This is a genomic window from Phenylobacterium sp. (assembly GCF_025351295.1).
In the GTDB taxonomy this organism is placed as follows: domain Bacteria; phylum Pseudomonadota; class Alphaproteobacteria; order Caulobacterales; family Caulobacteraceae; genus Phenylobacterium.
Window position 1 is genome coordinate 1 of record NZ_JANXWD010000148.1, and the last position, 18,331, is coordinate 18,331.

At 69.9% G+C, this 18,331-nt stretch carries 22 protein-coding genes and 1 pseudogene; 7 read left to right on the forward strand and 16 right to left on the reverse strand.

From position 1 onward, the window contains the following. Nucleotides 1-99: 99 nt before the first annotated feature. From Q0R13_RS20190 to Q0R13_RS20230, 9 genes are all read right to left on the reverse strand, one after another. Complete coding sequence (locus Q0R13_RS20190; RefSeq protein ID WP_293907356.1) at nucleotides 100-939, reverse strand: class III extradiol dioxygenase subunit beta; 840 nt, start codon at nucleotides 937-939, stop codon at nucleotides 100-102. After that, nucleotides 939-1,325: a protocatechuate 4,5-dioxygenase subunit alpha gene (gene ligA / locus Q0R13_RS20195; protein ID WP_293907358.1), complete on the reverse strand. Its 387-nt coding sequence runs from the start codon at nucleotides 1,323-1,325 to the stop codon at nucleotides 939-941. The genes Q0R13_RS20190 and ligA overlap by 1 nt, the downstream gene beginning before the upstream one ends. 1 nt (nucleotide 1,326) lies before the next feature. Next, the gene (locus Q0R13_RS20200; protein WP_293907360.1) at nucleotides 1,327-2,226 is read right to left on the reverse strand and encodes an amidohydrolase family protein; all 900 of its coding nucleotides are present in this window, start codon (nucleotides 2,224-2,226) and stop codon (nucleotides 1,327-1,329) included. A 117-nt stretch (nucleotides 2,227-2,343) separates the two neighbouring features. Next, nucleotides 2,344-3,366, reverse strand: coding sequence for an amidohydrolase family protein (locus Q0R13_RS20205; RefSeq protein ID WP_293907362.1), 1,023 nt, complete (start codon nucleotides 3,364-3,366; stop codon nucleotides 2,344-2,346). Further along, nucleotides 3,363-4,232 (reverse strand): DUF1932 domain-containing protein, encoded by an 870-nt coding sequence (locus tag Q0R13_RS20210; protein WP_293907364.1) that lies wholly within the window; start codon nucleotides 4,230-4,232, stop codon nucleotides 3,363-3,365. The genes Q0R13_RS20205 and Q0R13_RS20210 overlap by 4 nt, the downstream gene beginning before the upstream one ends. After that, nucleotides 4,229-5,323 carry a 4-oxalomesaconate tautomerase gene (locus Q0R13_RS20215; protein WP_293907366.1) on the reverse strand — a complete coding sequence of 365 codons (1,095 nt, stop codon included), beginning with the start codon at nucleotides 5,321-5,323 and terminating at the stop codon, nucleotides 4,229-4,231. The genes Q0R13_RS20210 and Q0R13_RS20215 overlap by 4 nt, the downstream gene beginning before the upstream one ends. Continuing rightward, entirely contained in the window at nucleotides 5,320-6,003 is a 684-nt protein-coding gene (locus Q0R13_RS20220; protein WP_293907368.1) for a 4-carboxy-4-hydroxy-2-oxoadipate aldolase/oxaloacetate decarboxylase, read from the reverse strand. Before Q0R13_RS20220 ends, Q0R13_RS20215 begins: the two co-directional genes overlap by 4 nt. Before the next feature lie 168 nt (nucleotides 6,004-6,171). Continuing rightward, on the reverse strand, nucleotides 6,172-7,113 hold the full coding sequence (locus Q0R13_RS20225; protein WP_293907369.1) for a Gfo/Idh/MocA family oxidoreductase: 942 nt from the start codon (nucleotides 7,111-7,113) through the stop codon (nucleotides 6,172-6,174). Beyond that, nucleotides 7,110-7,241: a hypothetical protein gene (locus Q0R13_RS20230; protein WP_293907370.1), complete on the reverse strand. Its 132-nt coding sequence runs from the start codon at nucleotides 7,239-7,241 to the stop codon at nucleotides 7,110-7,112. The genes Q0R13_RS20225 and Q0R13_RS20230 overlap by 4 nt, the downstream gene beginning before the upstream one ends. A gap of 111 nt (nucleotides 7,242-7,352) precedes the next feature. On the opposite strand from Q0R13_RS20230, the gene Q0R13_RS20235 reads away from it, so the two are divergent. The 5 genes from Q0R13_RS20235 to Q0R13_RS20255 all read left to right on the forward strand — a co-directional run bounded on the left by Q0R13_RS20235 (nucleotide 7,353) and on the right by Q0R13_RS20255 (nucleotide 11,641). Next, nucleotides 7,353-7,829 carry a hypothetical protein gene (locus Q0R13_RS20235; RefSeq protein WP_293907371.1) on the forward strand — a complete coding sequence of 159 codons (477 nt, stop codon included), beginning with the start codon at nucleotides 7,353-7,355 and terminating at the stop codon, nucleotides 7,827-7,829. A gap of 13 nt (nucleotides 7,830-7,842) precedes the next feature. Continuing rightward, nucleotides 7,843-8,226 carry a VOC family protein gene (locus Q0R13_RS20240; RefSeq protein ID WP_293907372.1) on the forward strand — a complete coding sequence of 128 codons (384 nt, stop codon included), beginning with the start codon at nucleotides 7,843-7,845 and terminating at the stop codon, nucleotides 8,224-8,226. Nucleotides 8,227-8,364: 138 nt separating this feature from the next. Beyond that, nucleotides 8,365-9,576 carry an MFS transporter gene (locus tag Q0R13_RS20245; protein ID WP_293907373.1) on the forward strand — a complete coding sequence of 404 codons (1,212 nt, stop codon included), beginning with the start codon at nucleotides 8,365-8,367 and terminating at the stop codon, nucleotides 9,574-9,576. 2 nt (nucleotides 9,577-9,578) lie between these two features. Then, nucleotides 9,579-10,760 (forward strand): 4-hydroxybenzoate 3-monooxygenase, encoded by a 1,182-nt coding sequence (gene pobA, locus Q0R13_RS20250; protein WP_293907375.1) that lies wholly within the window; start codon nucleotides 9,579-9,581, stop codon nucleotides 10,758-10,760. Nucleotides 10,761-10,891: 131 nt separating this feature from the next. Next, nucleotides 10,892-11,641 carry an AcvB/VirJ family lysyl-phosphatidylglycerol hydrolase gene (locus Q0R13_RS20255; RefSeq protein WP_293907377.1) on the forward strand — a complete coding sequence of 250 codons (750 nt, stop codon included), beginning with the start codon at nucleotides 10,892-10,894 and terminating at the stop codon, nucleotides 11,639-11,641. Here Q0R13_RS20255 and Q0R13_RS20260 read toward each other — a convergent pair. Continuing rightward, nucleotides 11,607-12,395 (reverse strand): helix-turn-helix transcriptional regulator, encoded by a 789-nt coding sequence (locus Q0R13_RS20260; RefSeq protein WP_293907379.1) that lies wholly within the window; start codon nucleotides 12,393-12,395, stop codon nucleotides 11,607-11,609. The two genes, Q0R13_RS20255 and Q0R13_RS20260, sit on opposite strands and share 35 nt — an antisense overlap. 102 nt (nucleotides 12,396-12,497) lie before the next feature. Here Q0R13_RS20260 and Q0R13_RS20265 point away from each other — a divergent pair, with 102 nt between their 5' ends. Together Q0R13_RS20265 and Q0R13_RS20270 are read left to right on the forward strand one after the other, a co-directional pair. Beyond that, a complete protein-coding gene (locus Q0R13_RS20265; protein WP_293907381.1) occupies nucleotides 12,498-13,679 on the forward strand; it encodes an acyl-CoA dehydrogenase family protein in 1,182 nt (393 codons plus the stop codon). 22 nt (nucleotides 13,680-13,701) lie between these two features. Then, nucleotides 13,702-14,121, forward strand: a complete 420-nt coding sequence (locus tag Q0R13_RS20270) for a MerR family DNA-binding transcriptional regulator (protein ID WP_293907383.1) — start codon at nucleotides 13,702-13,704, stop codon at nucleotides 14,119-14,121. Nucleotides 14,122-14,154: 33 nt separating this feature from the next. On the opposite strand, the gene Q0R13_RS20275 is transcribed toward Q0R13_RS20270, so the two are convergent. The 6 genes and pseudogenes from Q0R13_RS20275 to Q0R13_RS20300 form a co-directional block, all read right to left on the reverse strand. Continuing rightward, nucleotides 14,155-14,913, reverse strand: coding sequence for a sensor histidine kinase (locus tag Q0R13_RS20275; protein WP_293907385.1), 759 nt, complete (start codon nucleotides 14,911-14,913; stop codon nucleotides 14,155-14,157). A 181-nt stretch (nucleotides 14,914-15,094) separates the two neighbouring features. Beyond that, nucleotides 15,095-15,595 (reverse strand): GNAT family N-acetyltransferase, encoded by a 501-nt coding sequence (locus tag Q0R13_RS20280; RefSeq protein WP_293907387.1) that lies wholly within the window; start codon nucleotides 15,593-15,595, stop codon nucleotides 15,095-15,097. Nucleotides 15,596-15,619: 24 nt separating this feature from the next. Next, entirely contained in the window at nucleotides 15,620-17,278 is a 1,659-nt protein-coding gene (locus Q0R13_RS20285; protein WP_293907389.1) for an amidohydrolase family protein, read from the reverse strand. Further along, on the reverse strand, nucleotides 17,278-17,487 hold the full coding sequence (locus Q0R13_RS20290; RefSeq protein ID WP_293907391.1) for a hypothetical protein: 210 nt from the start codon (nucleotides 17,485-17,487) through the stop codon (nucleotides 17,278-17,280). Before Q0R13_RS20290 ends, Q0R13_RS20285 begins: the two co-directional genes overlap by 1 nt. 8 nt (nucleotides 17,488-17,495) lie before the next feature. After that, nucleotides 17,496-17,726, reverse strand: a complete 231-nt coding sequence (locus Q0R13_RS20295; RefSeq protein WP_293907393.1) for a hypothetical protein — start codon at nucleotides 17,724-17,726, stop codon at nucleotides 17,496-17,498. Nucleotides 17,727-17,789: 63 nt separating this feature from the next. After that, nucleotides 17,790-18,331: pseudogene (locus tag Q0R13_RS20300) on the reverse strand (acetyl-CoA C-acyltransferase); the annotation flags it as partial.

Below are 18,331 nucleotides of genomic sequence, written 5' to 3' on the forward strand. Positions count from 1 at the left end.
CGCCCTACCAGCAGGTGCTGGTGCCCTATGCGCCGCCCAAGACCTACGGCGTGACCCTGATCTGGAAGATGTAGGCCCGACCCTGGCCTCGGGAACGCGTCAGGCGTTCTCGAGGATCAGGTGCCCAACGGCGGTGTTCGATGCGGGCACGTGATAGAAGCGGTGGGCGACGCGCACCGTCTCATTCAACGCGCCGCGCATGATCAGCCACATGACCAGTTCGATGGCTTCCGAGCCCGCCTCGCGGACATAGTCGATGTGCGGGACCATCGCCTGGCCGACCGGATCGTCGATCAGGCGGTCAAGGAAGGCGGTGTCGAAGGCCGTGTTGATCAGGCCGGCGCGGGGCCCCTGCAGCTGGTGGCTCATGCCGCCGGTGCCGAAGATCACCACCTTGAGGTCCTCCGGGAAGCTCTCGACAGCGCGGCGGATGGCCTTGCCGAGCTTGTAGCAGCGGTGGCCGGTGGGCGGCGGGTACTGGACCACGTTCACCGCCAGCGGGATGACCGGGCAGGGCCAGGCGTCGGGCTGGCCGAACATCAGCGACAGCGGCACCGTCAGGCCGTGGTCGACGTCCATCGCGTTGACGATGGTCATGTCGAACTCGTCGAGGATCAGTGTCTCGGCGAGGTGCCAGGCAAGAGTGGGGTGGCCCTTCACGACCGGCACGGGGCGCGGCCCCCAGCCCTCGTCGGCGGGCGCGAATTGGTCGGCGCAGCCGATGGCGAAGGTGGGGATCAGCTCCAGCGAGAAGGCCGAGGCGTGGTCGTTGTAGACCAGGATGATGACGTCCGGCTGCTCAGCGGCGATCCAGGCCTTGGACGCTTCGTAGCCGGCGAACAGCGGCTGCCAGTAGGGGTCTTCCGCCTTGCCGTTGTCGAGCGCCGCGCCGATGGCGGGAACGTGGCTGGTGGCGACGCCGGCGGTGATCCTGGCCACTAGCGGGGCTCCGTCCGGGAGCGGTTGCCGTCGATGGGCCGGCCGCCGTCCAGCATCATCCGGGCGTATTCCGGCTCGCTGACCCCGCTCATCTCCGCGGCGATCTGGCGGAACGAGAGGCCGTCGGTGGCGGCGATCTTGGCCGTGAAATAGATGTTGCCGCCCAGCGCGATCATGCCGTTCCAGTCGCGCTTCAGCACCGCCTGCTTCTGTGCCTCGGTCATCGGCCAGCGGTCGAGGTAGGCGCGCTGGTCGGCCTTGAAGGCCCCGCGGTTGTCCGCCTTCATCAGCGACATGCAGAACATGTTGAGGTGGTAGCCTAGGCGCGACTGGCCGCTGTCGAACAGGGTGGTGCCGGGAATGTCGTCGAAGGGGTTGTCGGTCATCTTACCGGGCCCAGTAGAGGCGCATGGGGTTGTCGACGAGCAGCTTGCGTTGCAGCTCCGCCGTGGTGGCGAACTTCGGGATCTGGTCGACCAGCACGCCGTCGTCGGCCATGTGACCTCTCAGGTTCGGGTGCGGCCAGTCGGCGCCCCACAGGACGCGATTGGGGAAGCGCTCGACGATCGTACGCTGGAAGGGAACCACGTCGTCGTAGGGCGGGCCGGCGAGGCTGAGGCGTTCGGGACAGGAGACCTTGCACCAGACATCCTGGTCCTCGTCCATCCACCGGATGAAGGCCTGGAACTGCGGATGGTCGACGCCCAGCGCCACGTCCGGCCGGCCCATGTGGTCGACCACCACCGGCGTGGGGAGCGAGGCGAAGAGAGGGCGCAGTTCTCCCAGATCCGCGGCCTCGAAATAGACCACCACATGCCAGCCGAAGGGGGCGACCTTGGCGGCGATGCGGCGCAGGACCTCGTGCGGGGTGAAGTCGGCCAGGCGACGCAGAAAGTTGAACCTCACCCCCCGGACGCCCGCGGCGTGCAGGCCGGCCAACGCGTCGCGGCTGATGTCCTCGCCGACCGTGGCCACGCCGCGCGCGCGGCCACCGGCCGCTTTCAAGGCGTCCTCGAGGGCGCGGTTGTCCTTGCCGTGGCAGGTCGCCTGGACGATCACGTTGCGCTCGAACCCCAGGAAATCCCGCAGCGCGAACAGCTGGACCTTGCCGGCGTCGCAGGGGGTGTATTTGCGCTCCGGCGCATAAGGGAACTGGGTCGCCGGGCCAAAGACATGGCAGTGGGCGTCCACCGATCCGGGCGGTGGCCGGAACCTGGGCTTCGACGGGTTCGGGTGGAACACCAGCCAGTCGGCGTCCATGGTCTGGGGCCGATCCTGGGAGTTCATCGGGCCTCTCATGCGGTCACCGGCGTGGGTCGGCGCAGGCCGACACGGTTGTTCAGGATGTCCTGCGCGGTGGCGGCCAGGACCTGGACCCGGAGTTGGTGGGCGAGCCGCATCATCTCAGCGGCCCTGGCTCTTGAGGATGGCGTCGAGATGCGGATAGACCCGCCGTGCATTGCCCTCGAAAACCTTCCTCTTGTCCGCCTCCGGGATCGGCAGGGCGTCGACGTAGCGCTTGGTGTCGTCGAAGTAATTGCCGGTCTCCGGGTCGATCCCGCGCACCGCGCCGACCATCTCCGAGCCGAACAGGATATTGTCGATGTCGATCACCCGGAACAACAGGTCGATGCCGGGCTGGTGGTAGACGCAGGTGTCGAAGAAGACGTTCCTCATCACATGCGCGCGCAGCGGCGGGCGCTTCAGCATGTCGGCCAGGCCCCGGTAGCGGCCCCAGTGGTAGGGCGCCGCCCCGCCGCCGTGCGGGATGATGAATCGCAGGGTCGGGAAATCCTTGAACAGGTCGCCCTCCAGGAACTGCATGAAGGCGGTGGTGTCGGCGTTGATGTAGTGGGCGCCGGTGGCGTGGAAGTTCGGGTTGCAGGAGCCCGAGACGTGGACCATCGCCGGCACGTCCAGCTCGACCATCTTCTCGAAGATCGGATACCAGGACCGGTCGGTCAGCGGCTGGGCGGTCCAGTGGCCGCCGGACGGGTCCGGGTTCAGGTTGCAGCCCACGAAGCCCAGTTCGGTGACGCACCGCTCCAGCTCGGCGATCGAATGGGCCACCGGGATGCCCGGCGACTGCGGAAGCTGACAAACCCCAACGAAGGTCCGGGGGAAGAGATCGACGACCCGCTTGATCAGGTCGTTGCAGCGCCGCGTCCAGGCCTGGCTGACGGCCTCGTCGCCGATGTGGTGGGCCATGGTCGAGGCGCGGGGCGAGAAGATGGTTATGTCCGCGCCGCGTTCCTTCAGCAGGCGCAGCTGGTTCTTCTCGATGGTCTCGACGATCTCGTCGTCGGAGATGTCGGGATAGGCCGGGTCGATGTCGCCGCCGGCCTTGAAGGCGGCGGTCTGGGCCTCGCGCCACCTGTCGTGCTGGGCCGGCGCGGTGGTGTAGTGGCCATGGCAGTCGATGATCACCGGCGGAGGTCCTTGTTGATCGCGTCGAGCATCGCCGTCAGGTCGTCGTGCAGCGCGCCCCTGTAGTCGGCCGCCCAGTCCTGGCGCTCGGCGATGGCGCGGCTCATGGGGGCGGGGACGCCGGCCTCCTCGACCGTGCGGGCGGCCTCGCGCATCTCCTCGGCCCGGCGGGCTCCATGCTCCAGGGAGCGCGAAATCATGTACTGGGCGGTCCTGTTCCAGTCGGGCAGGGGCAGCAGGTCGGAGAGCGAGTCCAGCACGACCTGCTCGACGCCGTAGTGGCGCGCGGCCAGCAGGCTCTCGGTCAGCAGCGCCTCCACGCCCTTGATCATCACCGAGCGGCATAGCTTGGTGGCCGCCGCCTGGCCGATGCGGTCCGAATAGGGCGCGGCGCCGGTGAAGCCCAGGGGCAGGGCGCCGGTCACGAAGTCGGCGGCATGGACGCCGCCAAGCAGCATCGGCGCGGCGATCCGCCGGGGTCCGATGGGGCTCATCACCGCAGCTTCGACATAGCGGCCGCCCGCCGCTTCCACAACCTGGGCGGAGGCGACCTTCTGGCCGGGCGAACAGGAGTTGAGGTCGAGGAACAGGGCGCCCTTCGGCAGGCCCGGCCCGACCGACTGCGCGGCGGCGAGGTCCTGGTCGGCGGTCACGGCGCAGATCACCAGTTCGGCGTCGCGCACCGCGTCCGGCGCGTCGCGGCCGACGCGGACCTGATGGCGGGCGAGCGCCCGGCTGGGCGCGCTGTCCGGATCGGCGAAGGCGACGTCCCAGACCGACAGGGCCGTCTTGCCGGTCAGGTCCTCGGCCAGGGTCTGGCCCACCTCCCCGAACCCGATCAGGGCGATGCGGGCGAAGGCGGTCACGTCCCGCCCCAAACGCTGGCCGGCACATAGACCTCGCCGCGCATCAGCCGCCGCGCGGTGCGCAGCAGGGCGGAGCGGCGGACCTGGATCTGGCCGTCCACCAGACTGACGTCCATGGCGACGGTGAAGAAGCCGGTGGGGTGTTCGATCTCCAGGTCCTTGACGGCTTCCACATCGGCAATGCCAGCCACCTCGGCGGCGATCGAACCCGGCGTCACGCAGGCCGTCGCGACACTGACGGCGCCGAACACGCCGATGGCCTCATGGACCCGGTGGGGGATGAAGGTCCGCGTGCAGATGGCGCCGCCGTGCCGGGGCGGGGCGACCAGGCACATCTTCGGCACGGTCTTCCTGGCCACGTCGCCCAGGTTCATCCGCGGGCCGATCTCCAGCCGGATCACCTCGACCCGCGCCTTCAGGTCGGCGTCGGCTTCGAGCGCTTCCGGCGTCTCGTACCCGGTCTTGCCGAGGTCGGCGGCGCGCAGGATCACCACCGGCATGCCGTTGTCGATGGCGGTGAGTTCGAGGCCCTGCACCACGTCGCGGGCTTTGCCGCTCGGCAGCAGCGCGCCACAGGTCGACCCGGCAACGTCCAGGAAGTCGATGGGAATCGGCGCCGCCGTTCCCGGGACGCCGTCGATCCGCGCATCGCCGTCGTAGCGGACCCTGCCCCCCGGGGTCTGGATCGCCGCCACCGCCAGGCTCCTGGTGTTGAGCATGTTGATGCGGACGTTGGTGACGCCGTGCTGCGCCAGGAACAGGCCCTCCTCGATGGCGAAGGCGCCGACCCCGGCCAACAGGTTGCCGCAGTTCTGGCCGTCGTCGATGCGGGCCTCATCCACCACCGCCTGCAGGAACAGGTAGTCGACGTCTGCGCCGGGATGGGTCGGTGGGCCGACGACGGCGATCTTGCTGGTCAGCGGGTGGGCGCCGCCCAGGCCGTCGATCTGGCGCGGGTCTGGAGAGCCCATGGCGGCCAGCAGCACCGCGTCCCTTGTGGGGGTATCGGCCGGCAGGTCGCAGACGCGGAAATAGAGGCCCTTGGAGGTGCCGCCGCGCATGACCGTGCAGGGGATGGCGGTCTGGCTCATGGCGCTTCGTCCACGTACCGGAGGCCCTTTTCGGCCAGCCGCGCGCGCATGCCGTAGATATCGAGCCCCAGTTCTCCCGCTTGGAAACGCGCGCGCTTGTCGGTCTCGTTGGCCTCGCGCTTGGCGGCGGCCTGGGCCACGCTGGCGGCCTCGACGCGGCGGACCACGCAGACGCCGTCGTCGTCGGCCACGATCACGTCGCCCGGGTTGATCAGCGCGCCGGCACAGACCAGGGGCAGGTTCACGTCACCCAGCGTCTCCTTGACCGTGCCCTGGGCGTAGACGGCCTTGGACCAGACCGGAAAGCTCATCTCGGTGAGCACGGCGATGTCGCGCACCCCGGCGTCGATGATCAGGCCACGCACGCCGCGCGACGTCAGGGACGTGGCCAGCAGGTCGCCGAAGTAGCCGTCCTCGCAGGCGCTGGTGGGCGCCACCACCAGCACGTCGCCGGGCTGGCACTGCTCGACGGCGACGTGGATCGTCCAGTTGTCGCCGGGCGCCACGCTGCAGGTGACCGCCGAGCCGGCAATTGCGCAGGGCCGGTAGATCGGCCGCAGGTAGCTGGCCAGCAGGCCTTTGCGGCCCTGGGCCTCGTGGACGGTGGCGACGCCGTACCCGGCCAGGGCGTCGACGACGGCGGGTTCGGCGCGGGCGATGTTGCGGACGACGAGGCTCATAGTTGACCCCGCTCATCCAGGCGAATGCCGGGACCCAGATCGAAGAACACGTCGGTGTGGGCTGGACAACCTCGACGGTGATCGCGCCAAGGCTTGCGCCATTCCATCTGGGTCCCGGCATTCGCCGGGACGAGCGGATTTTGGATAGGCTGGATCATCGACAGCTTCCTACAGCAGGCTCTGCTCGATCCTGTCGAGCGTCCGGTAGGCGGGCAGCACCTGGGCCACCGAGCTGTTCGGTTCGCGCCCCTCGCGGATGGCGGCGAAGAACTCGCGGTCCTGCAGTTCGATGCCGTTCATGGACACGTCCACCTTGGAGACGTCGATCGGCTGTTCCCTGCCGTCCACCAGGTCGTCGTAGCGGGCGATGTAGGTGCCGTTGTCGCAAATGTAGCGGAAGAAGGTGCCCAGCGGGCCGTCGTTGTTGAACGACAGCGACAGCGTGCAGACGGCGCCGGACGGGACCTTCAGCTGGATCGACATGTCCATGGCGATGCCCAGGTCGGGGTGCTTCGGGCCCTGGACGCCGCGGGCGACGGAACAGGTCTCGCCGGTCTGGTAGTGGAACAGGTCGACAGTGTGCGCCGCGTGGTGCCAGAGCAGATGGTCGGTCCATGAGCGCGGCTGGCCCAGCGCGTTCAGGTTCTTGCGGCGGAAGAAATAGGTCTGGACGTCCATCTGCTGGACCTTCAGCTCGCCGGCCTGGATGCGCTTGTGGATCCACTGGTGGCTGGGATTGAAGCGCCGGGTGTGGCCGGCCATCGCCACCTTGCCGCTGCTGGCGGCGACGGCGGCCAGCCGCTCGGCGTCGGCCAGGCTGTCGGACATCGGGATCTCGACCTGCACGTGGCAGCCGGCCTCCAGGCACTGGATGGCCTGGGCGGTGTGCATCCCCGTGGGCGTGGCCAGGATGGCGGCCTCGACGCCCGGCTGGGCGAGAGACTCGCGCAGGTCGAGGCTCCAGTGCGCGATCCCGAACCGCTCGGCGACCGCCTTCGTCGACTCGGCCGAGCCGCCGGCCAGGCTGACGACCTCGACGCCGTCGATCTTCTGCAGGGCCTCCAGGTGCTTGATTCCGAAGGCGCCTTGCCCGGCCATGACGACTTTCATGGTGTGGTGATCTCGATGATGTTCGCCTTGGTGCGGTCGGGATCGTTGGTGCGGGTCTTGGGCTTGGCGACCCGCGCGGCGGCCTGGGGTGCTGCGGCAGCGTCGTCCTTGACCTTACGCTTCGTCACTTGCCGCGCCACGCCGCCTGTCCCTCACGTCGTCGAGTTTACCTTCGGCGCGGTTGCGCACATTACGGCATGATCGCGCACCCCGAGCGAGACCTCCAGGAGAGATGCAGTTTGAAGTCACCGTCGAAGAGGGCGCCGGCCGGCCCCGCCGCCCGCATGCGCCTCATCCGCCAGCTCCACCTCTATCTGGGGATGGTGTTCGCCCCCTCGATCCTGTTCTTCGCGGCCACGGGCGCGATCCAGCTCTTCGGTCTGCACGAGGCGGACAAGGATACCGGCTACTCGCCGCCGGCGGTCATCGAAAAGCTGTCCCAGGTGCACATCCATCAGCGGTACGCCGCCAAGCCGAAGCGCCCCGGCCCGCCGAAGGCCGGCCCGGCCCTCAAGGACCTGTCAGGCCCGGCGAAGGCGCCCGAGGCGGAGGCGATCGCCCCGATCAAGTGGGTCTTCCTGGCGACCGCCCTGGGCCTGGTCCTCTCCACCCTGCTCGGTCTCTGGATGGGGCTGATGCAGAGCCGGAATCGTTGGCTGGCCCTGGCCTTATTGGCGGTCGGCGCCATTGTGCCGATCCTGCTGCTGGCCCTCTGACAAGGCGTCGCCCATGACCATCCGCGCCATCGACCACATCAACATCGCCACAACGAAGCTCAAGGAGACCCGCGACTTCTATGTCGACGTCCTGGGCCTGACCGAAGGCGACCGCCCACCGTTCGACTTCCCCGGCCACTGGCTCTACGCCGACGGTTTTCCGATCGTGCACATGCAGCTGTCGGCGAAGGAGGTCACGTCGTCGGCCCTGAGCGGGCTGAACCACGCCGCCTTCCAGGTGGCCGATCTCGACGCCGTGATCGCGCGGCTGGAGGCAGCCGGGGTTCGCCACACGACCCTGCTTGTGCCCGGCACGACCATCCGCCAGGCCTTCTTCCAGGACCCCAACGGGGTGAGGCTGGAACTCAACGAAGCCCGCGCGGTTCGCGGCGTCTGAGGCGGCCAGATCGGCGTGCCAAACTAGCGCCGTTCAGGATTCTTGCCGATGGCTTGCTGCCGGTGAGACGAACTGCATCGGACTCAAACTAAAGTCTGGCTCCGGGTCAACGTGGAGACACCGGGGCGGGAGGCGCTCTTGGATCACCCATCGCTGGATCACAGGGTAGCCGGTCGTGCGGGCGCGGGCCTGATCGTCCTGCTGTGCTTCTTCATAGCCGCGCTGGAGGGCTATGACATCCAGGCGTTCGGCGTCGCCGCGTCGAAACTGATCCCGGCCTTCGGCCTCAACCCCGGCCAGCAGGGCTGGGCCGCCAGCGCCGCCATGATCGGGCTGGTGATCGGCGCGTTCGCCGGCGGCTGGATCGCCGACCGCGTGGGGCGCAAGCCGGTGCTGGTGGTCTCGGTCGCGGCGTTCGGGGTGTTCTCGCTCGGCACCGCCCTGACCCACAGCTACGAGACGCTGCTGCTGGCGCGCCTGGCCACCGGTCTCGGGTTCGGCGGGGCCATGCCGAACCTGATCGCCATCGCCACCGAGATCAGCCCGGTGAAGCGCCGCGCGGCCACAGTCACCACCATGTTCTGCGGCATGCCGGCGGGGGGCGCGGCGGTGTCGCTGCTGGCGCGGTTCGCGGGGCCGGACCTCGACTGGCGGACCATCTTCCTGATCGGCGGCGCCCTGCCGCTGATCCTGACGCCGATCGTCCTCTTCCTGTTGCCCGAGACCCGGCCGGAGCCGGCCAGCGGCGCCGACCTGCGCACCGCCAACGCCCTGTTCGGCGAGGGCCGGGCGGTGGGCACCCTGCTGCTCTGGGCGGTGTTCATGCTGACCCTGGTGGTCCTCTACCTGATGCTGAACTGGCTCCCGACTCTGGTGATTGCCAAAGGCTTCACGGCGTCCGACGGGGCGACGGCCTCGCTGTGGTTCAACCTGGTCAGTATCGTCGGCGCCCTCCTGCTGGGCTTCGCCGTGGACCGGATGGGGTTCCGCTGGCCGCTGACCCTGACCTACGCCCTGCTGGCGGTGACCATGTATGGGCTGGGGCAGGCGGCGGGCCTGAGCCCGATCCTGCTGCTCTCGGCCGCTGCCGGCTTCCTGGTCCTGGGCGCGCAGTACTCGCTCTATGCCCTGGCCCCGGTGCTCTACCCGCCGCACGTGCGCGCGGCCGGCGCTGGCGCGGCCGTTGGCGTGGGGCGGCTAGGCTCGATCGCGGGGCCGCTGATCGCCGGCGAACTGCGTCAGGCCGGCTACAGCGCCGGCCAGGTGTTCGGGGCCATGACCCCGGTGGTGCTCGCCGCCGGCGCCGCGGCCCTGGCGCTGAGTTTCCTGGCCAAGGCGCGCGAGGACTGAGGGTGCGCACGCAGGTCGCCATCGTCGGCGCGGGCCCGGCAGGTCTCCTGCTGCAGCAGCTTCTGCATGTGGCCGGCGTCGAGAGCGTCATCCTCGAGCAGCGGACGCGCGATTATGTCGAGAGCCGCATCCGCGCCGGGGTGCTGGAACAGGGCACGGTGCGGCTGCTGGAGCAGGTGGGCGTGGACGCCCGGATGCGCGCCGAGGGCCTGGTCCACGACGGCGTCTCGATGGCGGTGGACGGCCGGCGGTTCCGCATCGACCTCAAGGGGCTGACCGGCGGCGATAGCGTCATGGTCTATGGCCAGACCGAGGTGACCAAGGACCTGATCGCCGCCGCCGAGGCGCGCGGCGCGCCGGTGATCTTCGCGGCTTCTGGCGTGGCCCTGGGCGGCGTCGAGGGCGATCGCCCCTTCGTCACCTGGCGCAAGGACGGGCGGGAAGAGCGGCTCGACTGCGACTACATCGCCGGCTGCGACGGCTTCCACGGCATTTGCCGCGCATCGATTCCCCCCGCGCTGATCCAGGGCTACGAGCGAGTCTATCCGTTCGGCTGGCTGGGCATCCTGGCCGACGTGCCGCCCTGCCATCATGAGCTGATCTACGCCACCCACGAACGCGGCTTCGCCCTGGCCTCGATGCGGTCCGCCAGCCGTAGCCGCTATTACATCCAGGCGCCGGTGGATGAGGACCTGGCGGCCTGGCCCGACGCGAGGATCTGGGACGAGCTGGCGTTGCGCCTGGGTCCCGAGGCGGCGGCGGGGATGGCGCGGGGCCCGTCCATCGAGAAGAGCATCGCGCCGCTGCGCAGCTTCGTGGCCGAGCCGATGCGTTGGGGCCGCCTGTTCCTGGCCGGCGACGCCGCCCACATCGTGCCGCCGACCGGCGCCAAGGGTCTGAACCTCGCCGCGTCCGACGTCTGCTTCCTGTCGCAAGCCCTGATCACACGGTTTCGCGACGGCTCCGAGGCCGGCCTCGACGGCTATTCCGCCCGCGCCCTGGCCCGGGTCTGGAAGGCCGAGCGGTTCTCCTGGTGGTTCACCGGCCTGACCCACCGGTTTCCGGACATGGACGGCTTCAGCCGCCGCATGCAGACGGCCGAGCTCGAGTACATCCGCGGGTCGCGCGCGGCCCAGCAGGCGATGGCCGAGAACTATGTCGGCCTGCCGCTCAGCGGCGGCTAGATTGACGCGCGGTTGTCGTGGTTCCGCCGCATCGGTACGTGACACTGATGTCAGGGCGACTTCGGAGTCCCCCTGCGCGCCGGGGCTGCGAATGCGGCGCCCGCGGGCCTGCCGGAGGGGATTCTGCCATCATGAGACTGTCCAAGCTGCTGGCCGCCGCCGGCGTCGTCGTCGCGCTCGTGGCCGGTCCGGCCGCGAAGGCGGCGCCGACGCTCGCCCGGCCCGCGACCGGCGCCCGGCCCGCGACCGGCGAGGAGGGCCGGCGATTGGCCGAACTGCCGCTGACGGTCGTGCCGGCGGTCGGGTCCGGCGACACCCTGGTGGTGTTCTATTCCGGCGACGGCGGCTGGGCGAAGCTGGATCGCTCCCTGGCGGACGGTCTGGTGCGGGCGGGCCTGCCGGTGATCGGCATCGACTCGCTCCACTACTTCTGGACCGAGCGGACCCCGCAGGGCGCGGCGGCCGATCTCAGCCTGGTGCTCCGCCACTACCTGGCGGCGTTCGGCAAGAGCCGCGTCGTGCTGGTGGGCTATTCCTTCGGCGCCGATGTCCTGCCGGCCGTGGTTCCCCACCTGCCGGCGGACCTGCGCGGGCGGCTTCGGCTGGTGGCCCTGATCGGAGCCGAGACGCAAGGGGAGCTCCGGTTCCGTCCGGAGAGCTGGCTGGGCCTGGCCGGAGCCACCGCCTATCCCATGGCCCCGGCGCTGGCGCAGTTGAAGGGCGTGCCGATGATCTGCGTCTATGGCTCGGAGGATCCGAAGTCGGCCTGCCCGACCTTCCCGGCGAGCGTCATCCGCAGCGTGAAGGTCGCGGGGGGGCATCACTACGACGGCGACTATGGGGTGCTCAGTCGCGCGATCCTGGACGCCCTGCCGCGCTGACACGTCCCACGTCGCGCGCGCCGATGTAGCCCAGGATCGCGGCGCGGTGGATGGCCTGGGCACGGCCGGCGACCGCCAGCTTGCGGGCGGCGTTGCCGATGTGGAAGCGCACGGTGGGCAGGGCGATGGCGACCGCCGCGCTGATCTCGGCGTCGGTCTTGCCGGCGGCGGCCCATTTCAGGCACTGAATCTCGCGCCGCGTGAGGCGGGCGGGGGTCCGGTTGGCGCCGGCGATGGCGTCCTCGTAGGTGGCGACGAACCGCAGGGCCAGGATGTGCAGCGTCTCGGCGTGCGCGGCGAAGGCGGCCTCGACATCGAAGCCGGCGTCGGGCGTCGCCCAGATCACCACGCCGATCACGCCGCGCGGCAGGTAGACCGGCGCCACGATGGCCGCGCCGACGCCATAGGTCTGGATCGGGCCCTCGTGGGTGATGGCGTCCAGCGCCCGGTTGGGCCGCCACGATGCGAACCGGCCGCCGGTAAAGTAGTAGGGCTCGGCGCAGGCGCGGGCGGCATGGATGAAGGCGGCGCGGAGCGCGAAGGCGTGGTCTTCCCAGTAGCGGAACGTCGGGTCGATCCAGCGGAACACCGTCTCGGCCAGCGGCCGTCCGTCCGATCCCATCGGCGGGCGGGTCGAGCCGATGTCGGTGGCGGCGGCGATGGCGGGCAGGCCGATCGCCAGGCCGATGTCGGCGATCTCGCGGGCCAGGACCTCCGCGTCGCTGAGCAGGTTCGGGGCGTCGTCGGCGGCCATCGGCAGGGGAGCCCCTATTACTTCCACTAGCTTGTTCCGCGCGCGAAGGGGCGGCAAGATCGCGCGGGGCGATTGGAATGAACGGACGGTCGCGGCGCCGCTATGAACCTTGAGTTGCGTGACGAGGATCTCGCCTTCCGGGCCGAGGTCCGGACGTTCCTGGATGAACACCTGACGCCGGTTCTGCGCGCCGCCGGCGAGCGGACGACCAGTGTCTTCTGCGACCCGCGCTACAGCCTCGCCTGGCAGCGGATTCTGCATGCGCGGGGCTGGGCCGCGCCGAGCTGGCCGCGGGCGTATGGCGGGCCGGGCTGGACCGACGTGCAGCGCTCGATCTTCGCCGCGGAGTGCGCGCGGGCGTCGGCGCCGGGCCTGGCGCCCATGGGCCTGCGCATGGCCGGCCCGGTGATCATGGGCTACGGCACGCCGGAGCAAAAGGCGCACTACCTGCCGCGCATCCTGTCGGGCGAGGACTACTGGTGCCAGGGCTATTCCGAGCCGGGGTCCGGTTCGGATCTGGCGTCTTTGCAAATGCAGGCCGTCAGCGACGGAGAGGACTACGTTCTGTCGGGCTCGAAGATCTGGACGACGCACGCCCAGTTCGCCAACCGGATGTTCTGCCTGGTCCGCACCGGCCGCGAGGGCAAGCCGCAGGCCGGGATCACCTTCCTGCTGCTGGACATGGCGACGCCCAGCCTGGAGGTGAAGCCGATCGTCACGCTGGCCGGCGAGCACGAAGTGAACCAGGTCTTCTTCGACAACGTCCGGGTCCCCAAGGCAAACCGGGTGGGCGAGGAGAACCAGGGCTGGACGGTGGCCAAGTACCTGCTGGAGTTCGAACGTGGCGGCGGCTCGGCGCCCGGGCTGAAGGTGGGCCTGGAGCGGGCGGCGCGGGTCGCGGGCGCGGCGCATGGCGACGACCCGCACCACCGCCGCCGCCTTATGGAGGCCGAGATCGCGGTGCAGGCCATCGACATGTCCGAACGCCGGGTCCTGAGCGCACTCGCCAGCGGCAAGCCGCCGGGGCCGGCGTCGTCGATGCTGAAGATCAACGACACGGAGGCCATGCAGCGGATCGACGAGATCTCGATCGCCGCCCTGGGCCTTTATGCCGGCGTCGAGCAAATGGAGGCCCGCGAGCCCGGCTCGAACCTCGAGCCAATCGGCCCGGAGGCCGGGCTGACCGCCATGCCGCGCTATCTGAACAACCGGGCCGCCTCGATCTATGGCGGCTCCAATGAGATCCAAAGGGACATCATCGCCCGCCTCGTGCTCGGGCTGTGACAAAAGACTAGAGGGAACCACGATGACGATGCTGCTCAACCTGCGCCGGCCGCCATACCGGACCTATTCGATCACCCAGCTCTGCCGGGAATTCCAGGCGACGCCGCGTGCGCTGCGGTTCTACGAGGAACAGGGCCTGCTGGCCCCGGCGCGGCGCGACACCAGCCGGGTCTATTCCTACAAGGACCGGGCCCGGCTGCGGATGATCCTGAACGGCCGGCGGGTCGGGCTTTCGATCGCCGAGATCCGCGACATCCTCGACCTCTACGACGAGGAAGGCGAGGCGGCGCAGAGCGCCGAGGCGCTGCGCATCTTCAAGCACCGGATCGACCAGCTGACCGCTCAGCGCCAGGAGGTGGACGACGCCATCTCGACGCTGCGGGCCGCGGCCGAGCGGCTGGAGCGGCAGTATCCGGAGGCGGCCCAGAGCCTGGATTCGTAAGCCGGGCCTGTTGCCGGCCGTCCAGGCGGTCGCTCAGTCGAGGTTCCAGGCCTTGAACGAGCGGCTGAGCGCGGGCGCCGAGGCCGGCAGCGGCGCGCGGATGGTGAAACAGGCGCCGCCTTCGCTCCGGGCGGTCAGGGTTCCGTGCAGGTCGCGGACGATGGCGGCGACAATGGTCATGCCCAGCCCGCCCGGGCCCTGCGGCTTGACGCCAGGGTCCAGGCCCTTGCCGTCGTCGGATACGGTCAGCACCAGATCGCCGCCTTCGCGCCGGGCCACGACATCCAGGCGCCCGCCGGGCCGGCCGTCATAGGCGTGCTTGGCGGTGTTGATGGCGAGCTCGTTGACGGCGATGGCGAGCTGTTGGGCCATGTCGCCGGGGACGGCGGCGCCGTCCGCCTGGACGAAGCATTGCAGGCCGGTGGTCGCGGTGATCGCCTTGCCGAGGCCGGTCAGGAACGGTCGCAACGCCACGGTGGGCCGATCGGCGTGATCGTAGAGGTAGCGGTGCAGCTCGCCCACGGCGACCAGGCGCGCGCGGCTGGCCTCCAGGGCCGCCTGGGCGATCGGGTCGCGCGAGCGGAGCTGTTCGAAGACCAGCATGTCGGCCGCCAGCTGCAGGCTATTGGCTACGCGGTGGTTGAGTTCCTGGATCTGGCGGTCCTGGCTCTCCAGACGCGCGCGGGCGGCGGAGAGTTCGCGGGCCAAGCCGGCGTCGGACGCCGCGGCCCCATACAGGGGGCGCCCTCGTTTGGGGTGGAAATGCTCGGCTTCCGGGGTGGGACGTGGCATTTTGCGGCGCCAGGGCGACTCAACAAGAAGTTGTAATTCTCAGTCGCGCATTTGACAATACATGTTGGGCGGAAGAATGGCGGACCCGCTGTTGTGGGTCGCGCGGCGGCTTGCTTAACGAAACCTTAACGCCGACAGCAAGCTGCCCCGGCGAGCCACGCCAAGCCCGCGCCTTCGGCGATCACGCCGGGCGTTTCAGCGCCAGGTAGACGCTGTCGCACCACTCGTCGCCGAGTTGGAAGGTGCGTTCGGCGCGGCCGGTCTCATGGAAGCCCAGCCGGGTCAGGAGGCCCAGCGACGCCTGGTTGCGAGGGTCCACGTCGGCGGTGAGTTCCGGCGCCTCGAAGCGGGCGAAGGCGCGGGCGATGACGGCGCTGGCCGCCTCCAGCGCCAGGCCGCGACCCCAATGGTCCGGGTGCAGGATGAAGCCGATCTCCGGCAGGCGGTAGAAGCCGGCCTTGCCGATCACCCGGCCCTCGAGCTCGACCACGAAATCGTCGCTGGACTCGGACGGGGCGGCGATCATCGCGGCCAGCCAGGCCTGGGTCTGGCCGGGCGTGGCGTGCGGCAGGGTCGACCAGTAGCGGGTCGCGGTCGGGTGGCTGAGCACCGCGTGCAGGGCGTCCAGGTCGGAGGGCTGGGCGCGACGCAGCCGCAGCCGCCGGGTCAGGATCTCGTCCATGCCGACCCCAGGCCCGCCGGGGGGCTAGACGCAGACCACGCCGGCGCGGGCGTCGGTGTACGCGCCGGCCGTATAGGCCACCTGGCCATTGACCAGAACCGTGTCGATGCCGCGGGCGCTTCGGACATAGCGCATGCCGTCGCCCGGCATGTCGAAGGCCGGTCGCTCGTCGCCGCGGGCGATGGTGTCGGCGTCGAAGACCACGATGTCGGCGGCCAGGCCCGGCTGCAGGCGGCCGCGGTCCTTCAGGCCCCAGATGTCGGCGGTCTCGGCGGTGATCTTGGCCACGGCCTGCTCCAGCGACATCGCCCCGGCCTTGCGCACGAACTCCGAGAACAGATAGCCGGTGTCGCCGTAGGTCGAGAACGAGGCGAGGTGGGCGCCGCCGTCGCTGGCGCCGATATGGACCAGCGGGTGGGCCAGCATCGGGCCGATGCGGTCGGTGGACTGGTGCCCCGCGCTGGCGGAGAGGAAGGCGACGTCCAGACCGTGCTCCAGCGACAGGTCGATCAAGGCGCGGGCCGGCGCCTGGCCGCGATCCCTGGCGATCTGCGACAGGGTCTTGCCGACCAGCTCGGCCGGGCAGGCGTCGCCGCCGCGGGCGACCAGCCGGCCCATCATGGTCTCGCCGCCATCGGGGCCGCAGTCGGCGACCATCTTCTCGACGGTCGCAGGATCGCGCAGGGCGGCCAGGCGCTCGGTCATCGGCTGGCGCAGGATCCGCACCCAGCGAGGCAGGCGGGCGAAGAACAGGCTGGGGCGCAGCAGGCTGAACGAGATGTCGATCGGCCGGGTCTGCATCTGCGGCCACACACGGGCCCCACGGGCGAACTGTTCCTCGACCCGGGCGATGGCGCGCTCGGCGTTGTCCGGCACGGCCAGGGTGTCGAACAGCGGCGAGAAGGTGGTCGGGATGGCGTGCTTCAGGCTGAGCTCGGCCAGCTGGTCGATGCGCGCCAGGGTGATGTCGGTGGCGTAGAACTCCGGCACGCATTGCAGCATGCGGCCGAACTCGCCGAGCACGGCGCACAGCGCGTCCAGCTCTTCATATTGGGCGAAGCGGCTGGGGACCGGGCGGCCGTTCTCGTCGACATCCACGAAGCTGGTGGAGAGGCCGACCGCGCCGGCCTCCAGGCATTCGCGCAGCAGGTCCTGCATGGCGGCGATCTCGGCCTCGGTGGCCGCGCGCTCCTGGGCGGCGGGGCCCATCACCCAGAGCCGGATGACGCTGTGGCCGACCAGCGGCGCGACGTTGATCGAGAGGTCCTTCTCCAGGGCGTCGCGGTAGCCGGCGAAGTCCTCCCAGGTCCATTCGAAAGCCTGGGTGAAGGCTTCCGGCGGCATTTCCTCGATCTGCTGGAACATGCCGATCAGGCGGGGGCGGTCGGCGATCTTCAGCGGGGCCAGCGACAGCGAGCAGTTGCCGGGCACCACGCAGGTGATCCCGTGTTCCAGGGCGGGCCGCGCGGCGCCGTCCCAGAGCAGCTGGACGTCGAAGTGGGTGTGCGGGTCGATGAAGCCGGGCGCGACGACGCGGCCCTGCGCCTCCACCGTCCGATGCGCCTCGCCGAGGTTCTGGCCCATGGCGGCGATCTTGCCGTCCTTGACCGCCACATCGCCGAGGTAGCCGGGCGAACCCGAGCCGTCGACCACCAGGCCATTGCGTACGATCACGTCGAACATCAGCTCGCCTCCACAATGCGTCGCCAGGACTGCCCTTTGAGGTCGTCGACGTGCGACGCCCCGCAGGCGGCCATCAATTTCAGACCGGTCGCTTCGTCCAGCACCACCGGCGCCTCGACGCCGTTGGGATGGCGCAACCGCACCAGCAGTTCGGCGGCGCCATCATGGCCGGCGACGATCTCGGCGCCGACGATGACCGCCTCATCCATGCGCGAGCTCAGCCATGCGCGATGGGCGGCTCCACGAAGATCACGTCCGACCCGAGCAGCAGCCCCGGGGGCCTGCGCATCGCGAAGACGTGCAGGTTCCAGCTCTTGATGCCGTCGACCGCGGCCTCGATGGCCACGTCCGGCAGCGACCGTCGCGCCAGCTCCTCGATTGTCTCCTCCGGACCCGGGGTGACGAAGCGGCGCTGGCGCGACAGGGCGCCATCAGGCGAAGTGGACACCGGTTCGCGGCCCGGAGGGCGCCCCAGCAAAGAGGCTGGAGCGCGTCCGCGCTCCGGGGCCATCTAGAGGCGCTCGATGATGATCGCCGGCGCCATGCCGCCCGCGGCGCACATGGTGACCAGGCCGCGCTTCAGGTCGCGGCGTTCCAGCTCGTCGAGGATGGTGCCGATCAGGATGGAGCCGGTGGCGCCGATCGGGTGGCCGAGCGCCATGGCGCCGCCGTTCACATTGACCTTGGCGCGGTCCAGCTTGAGATCGCGGATGAACTTCTCGGCGACCACCGAGAAGGCCTCGTTGATCTCCCACAGGTCGATGTCGTCCGGGGTCAGGCCGGCCTTCTTCAGCACCTTAAGCGCCGCCGGGACCGGGGCGTTGAGCATCAGCGTGGGGCTATCCCCGACATTGGCGGTGGCGATGATGCGGGCCCGCGGCTTCAGGCCGTTCTTCTTGGCGTACTCCGGGGAGGCCAGCAGCACGGCGCCGGAGCCGTCGACGACGCCCGAGGAATTGCCGGCGTGGTGGAAGTGCTGGATCTTCAGGTCCGGATAGACCTGGTTGATCAGGCCCGCGAAGGTGGTGCCCTGGTCGTCCAGCGGCGCATTGG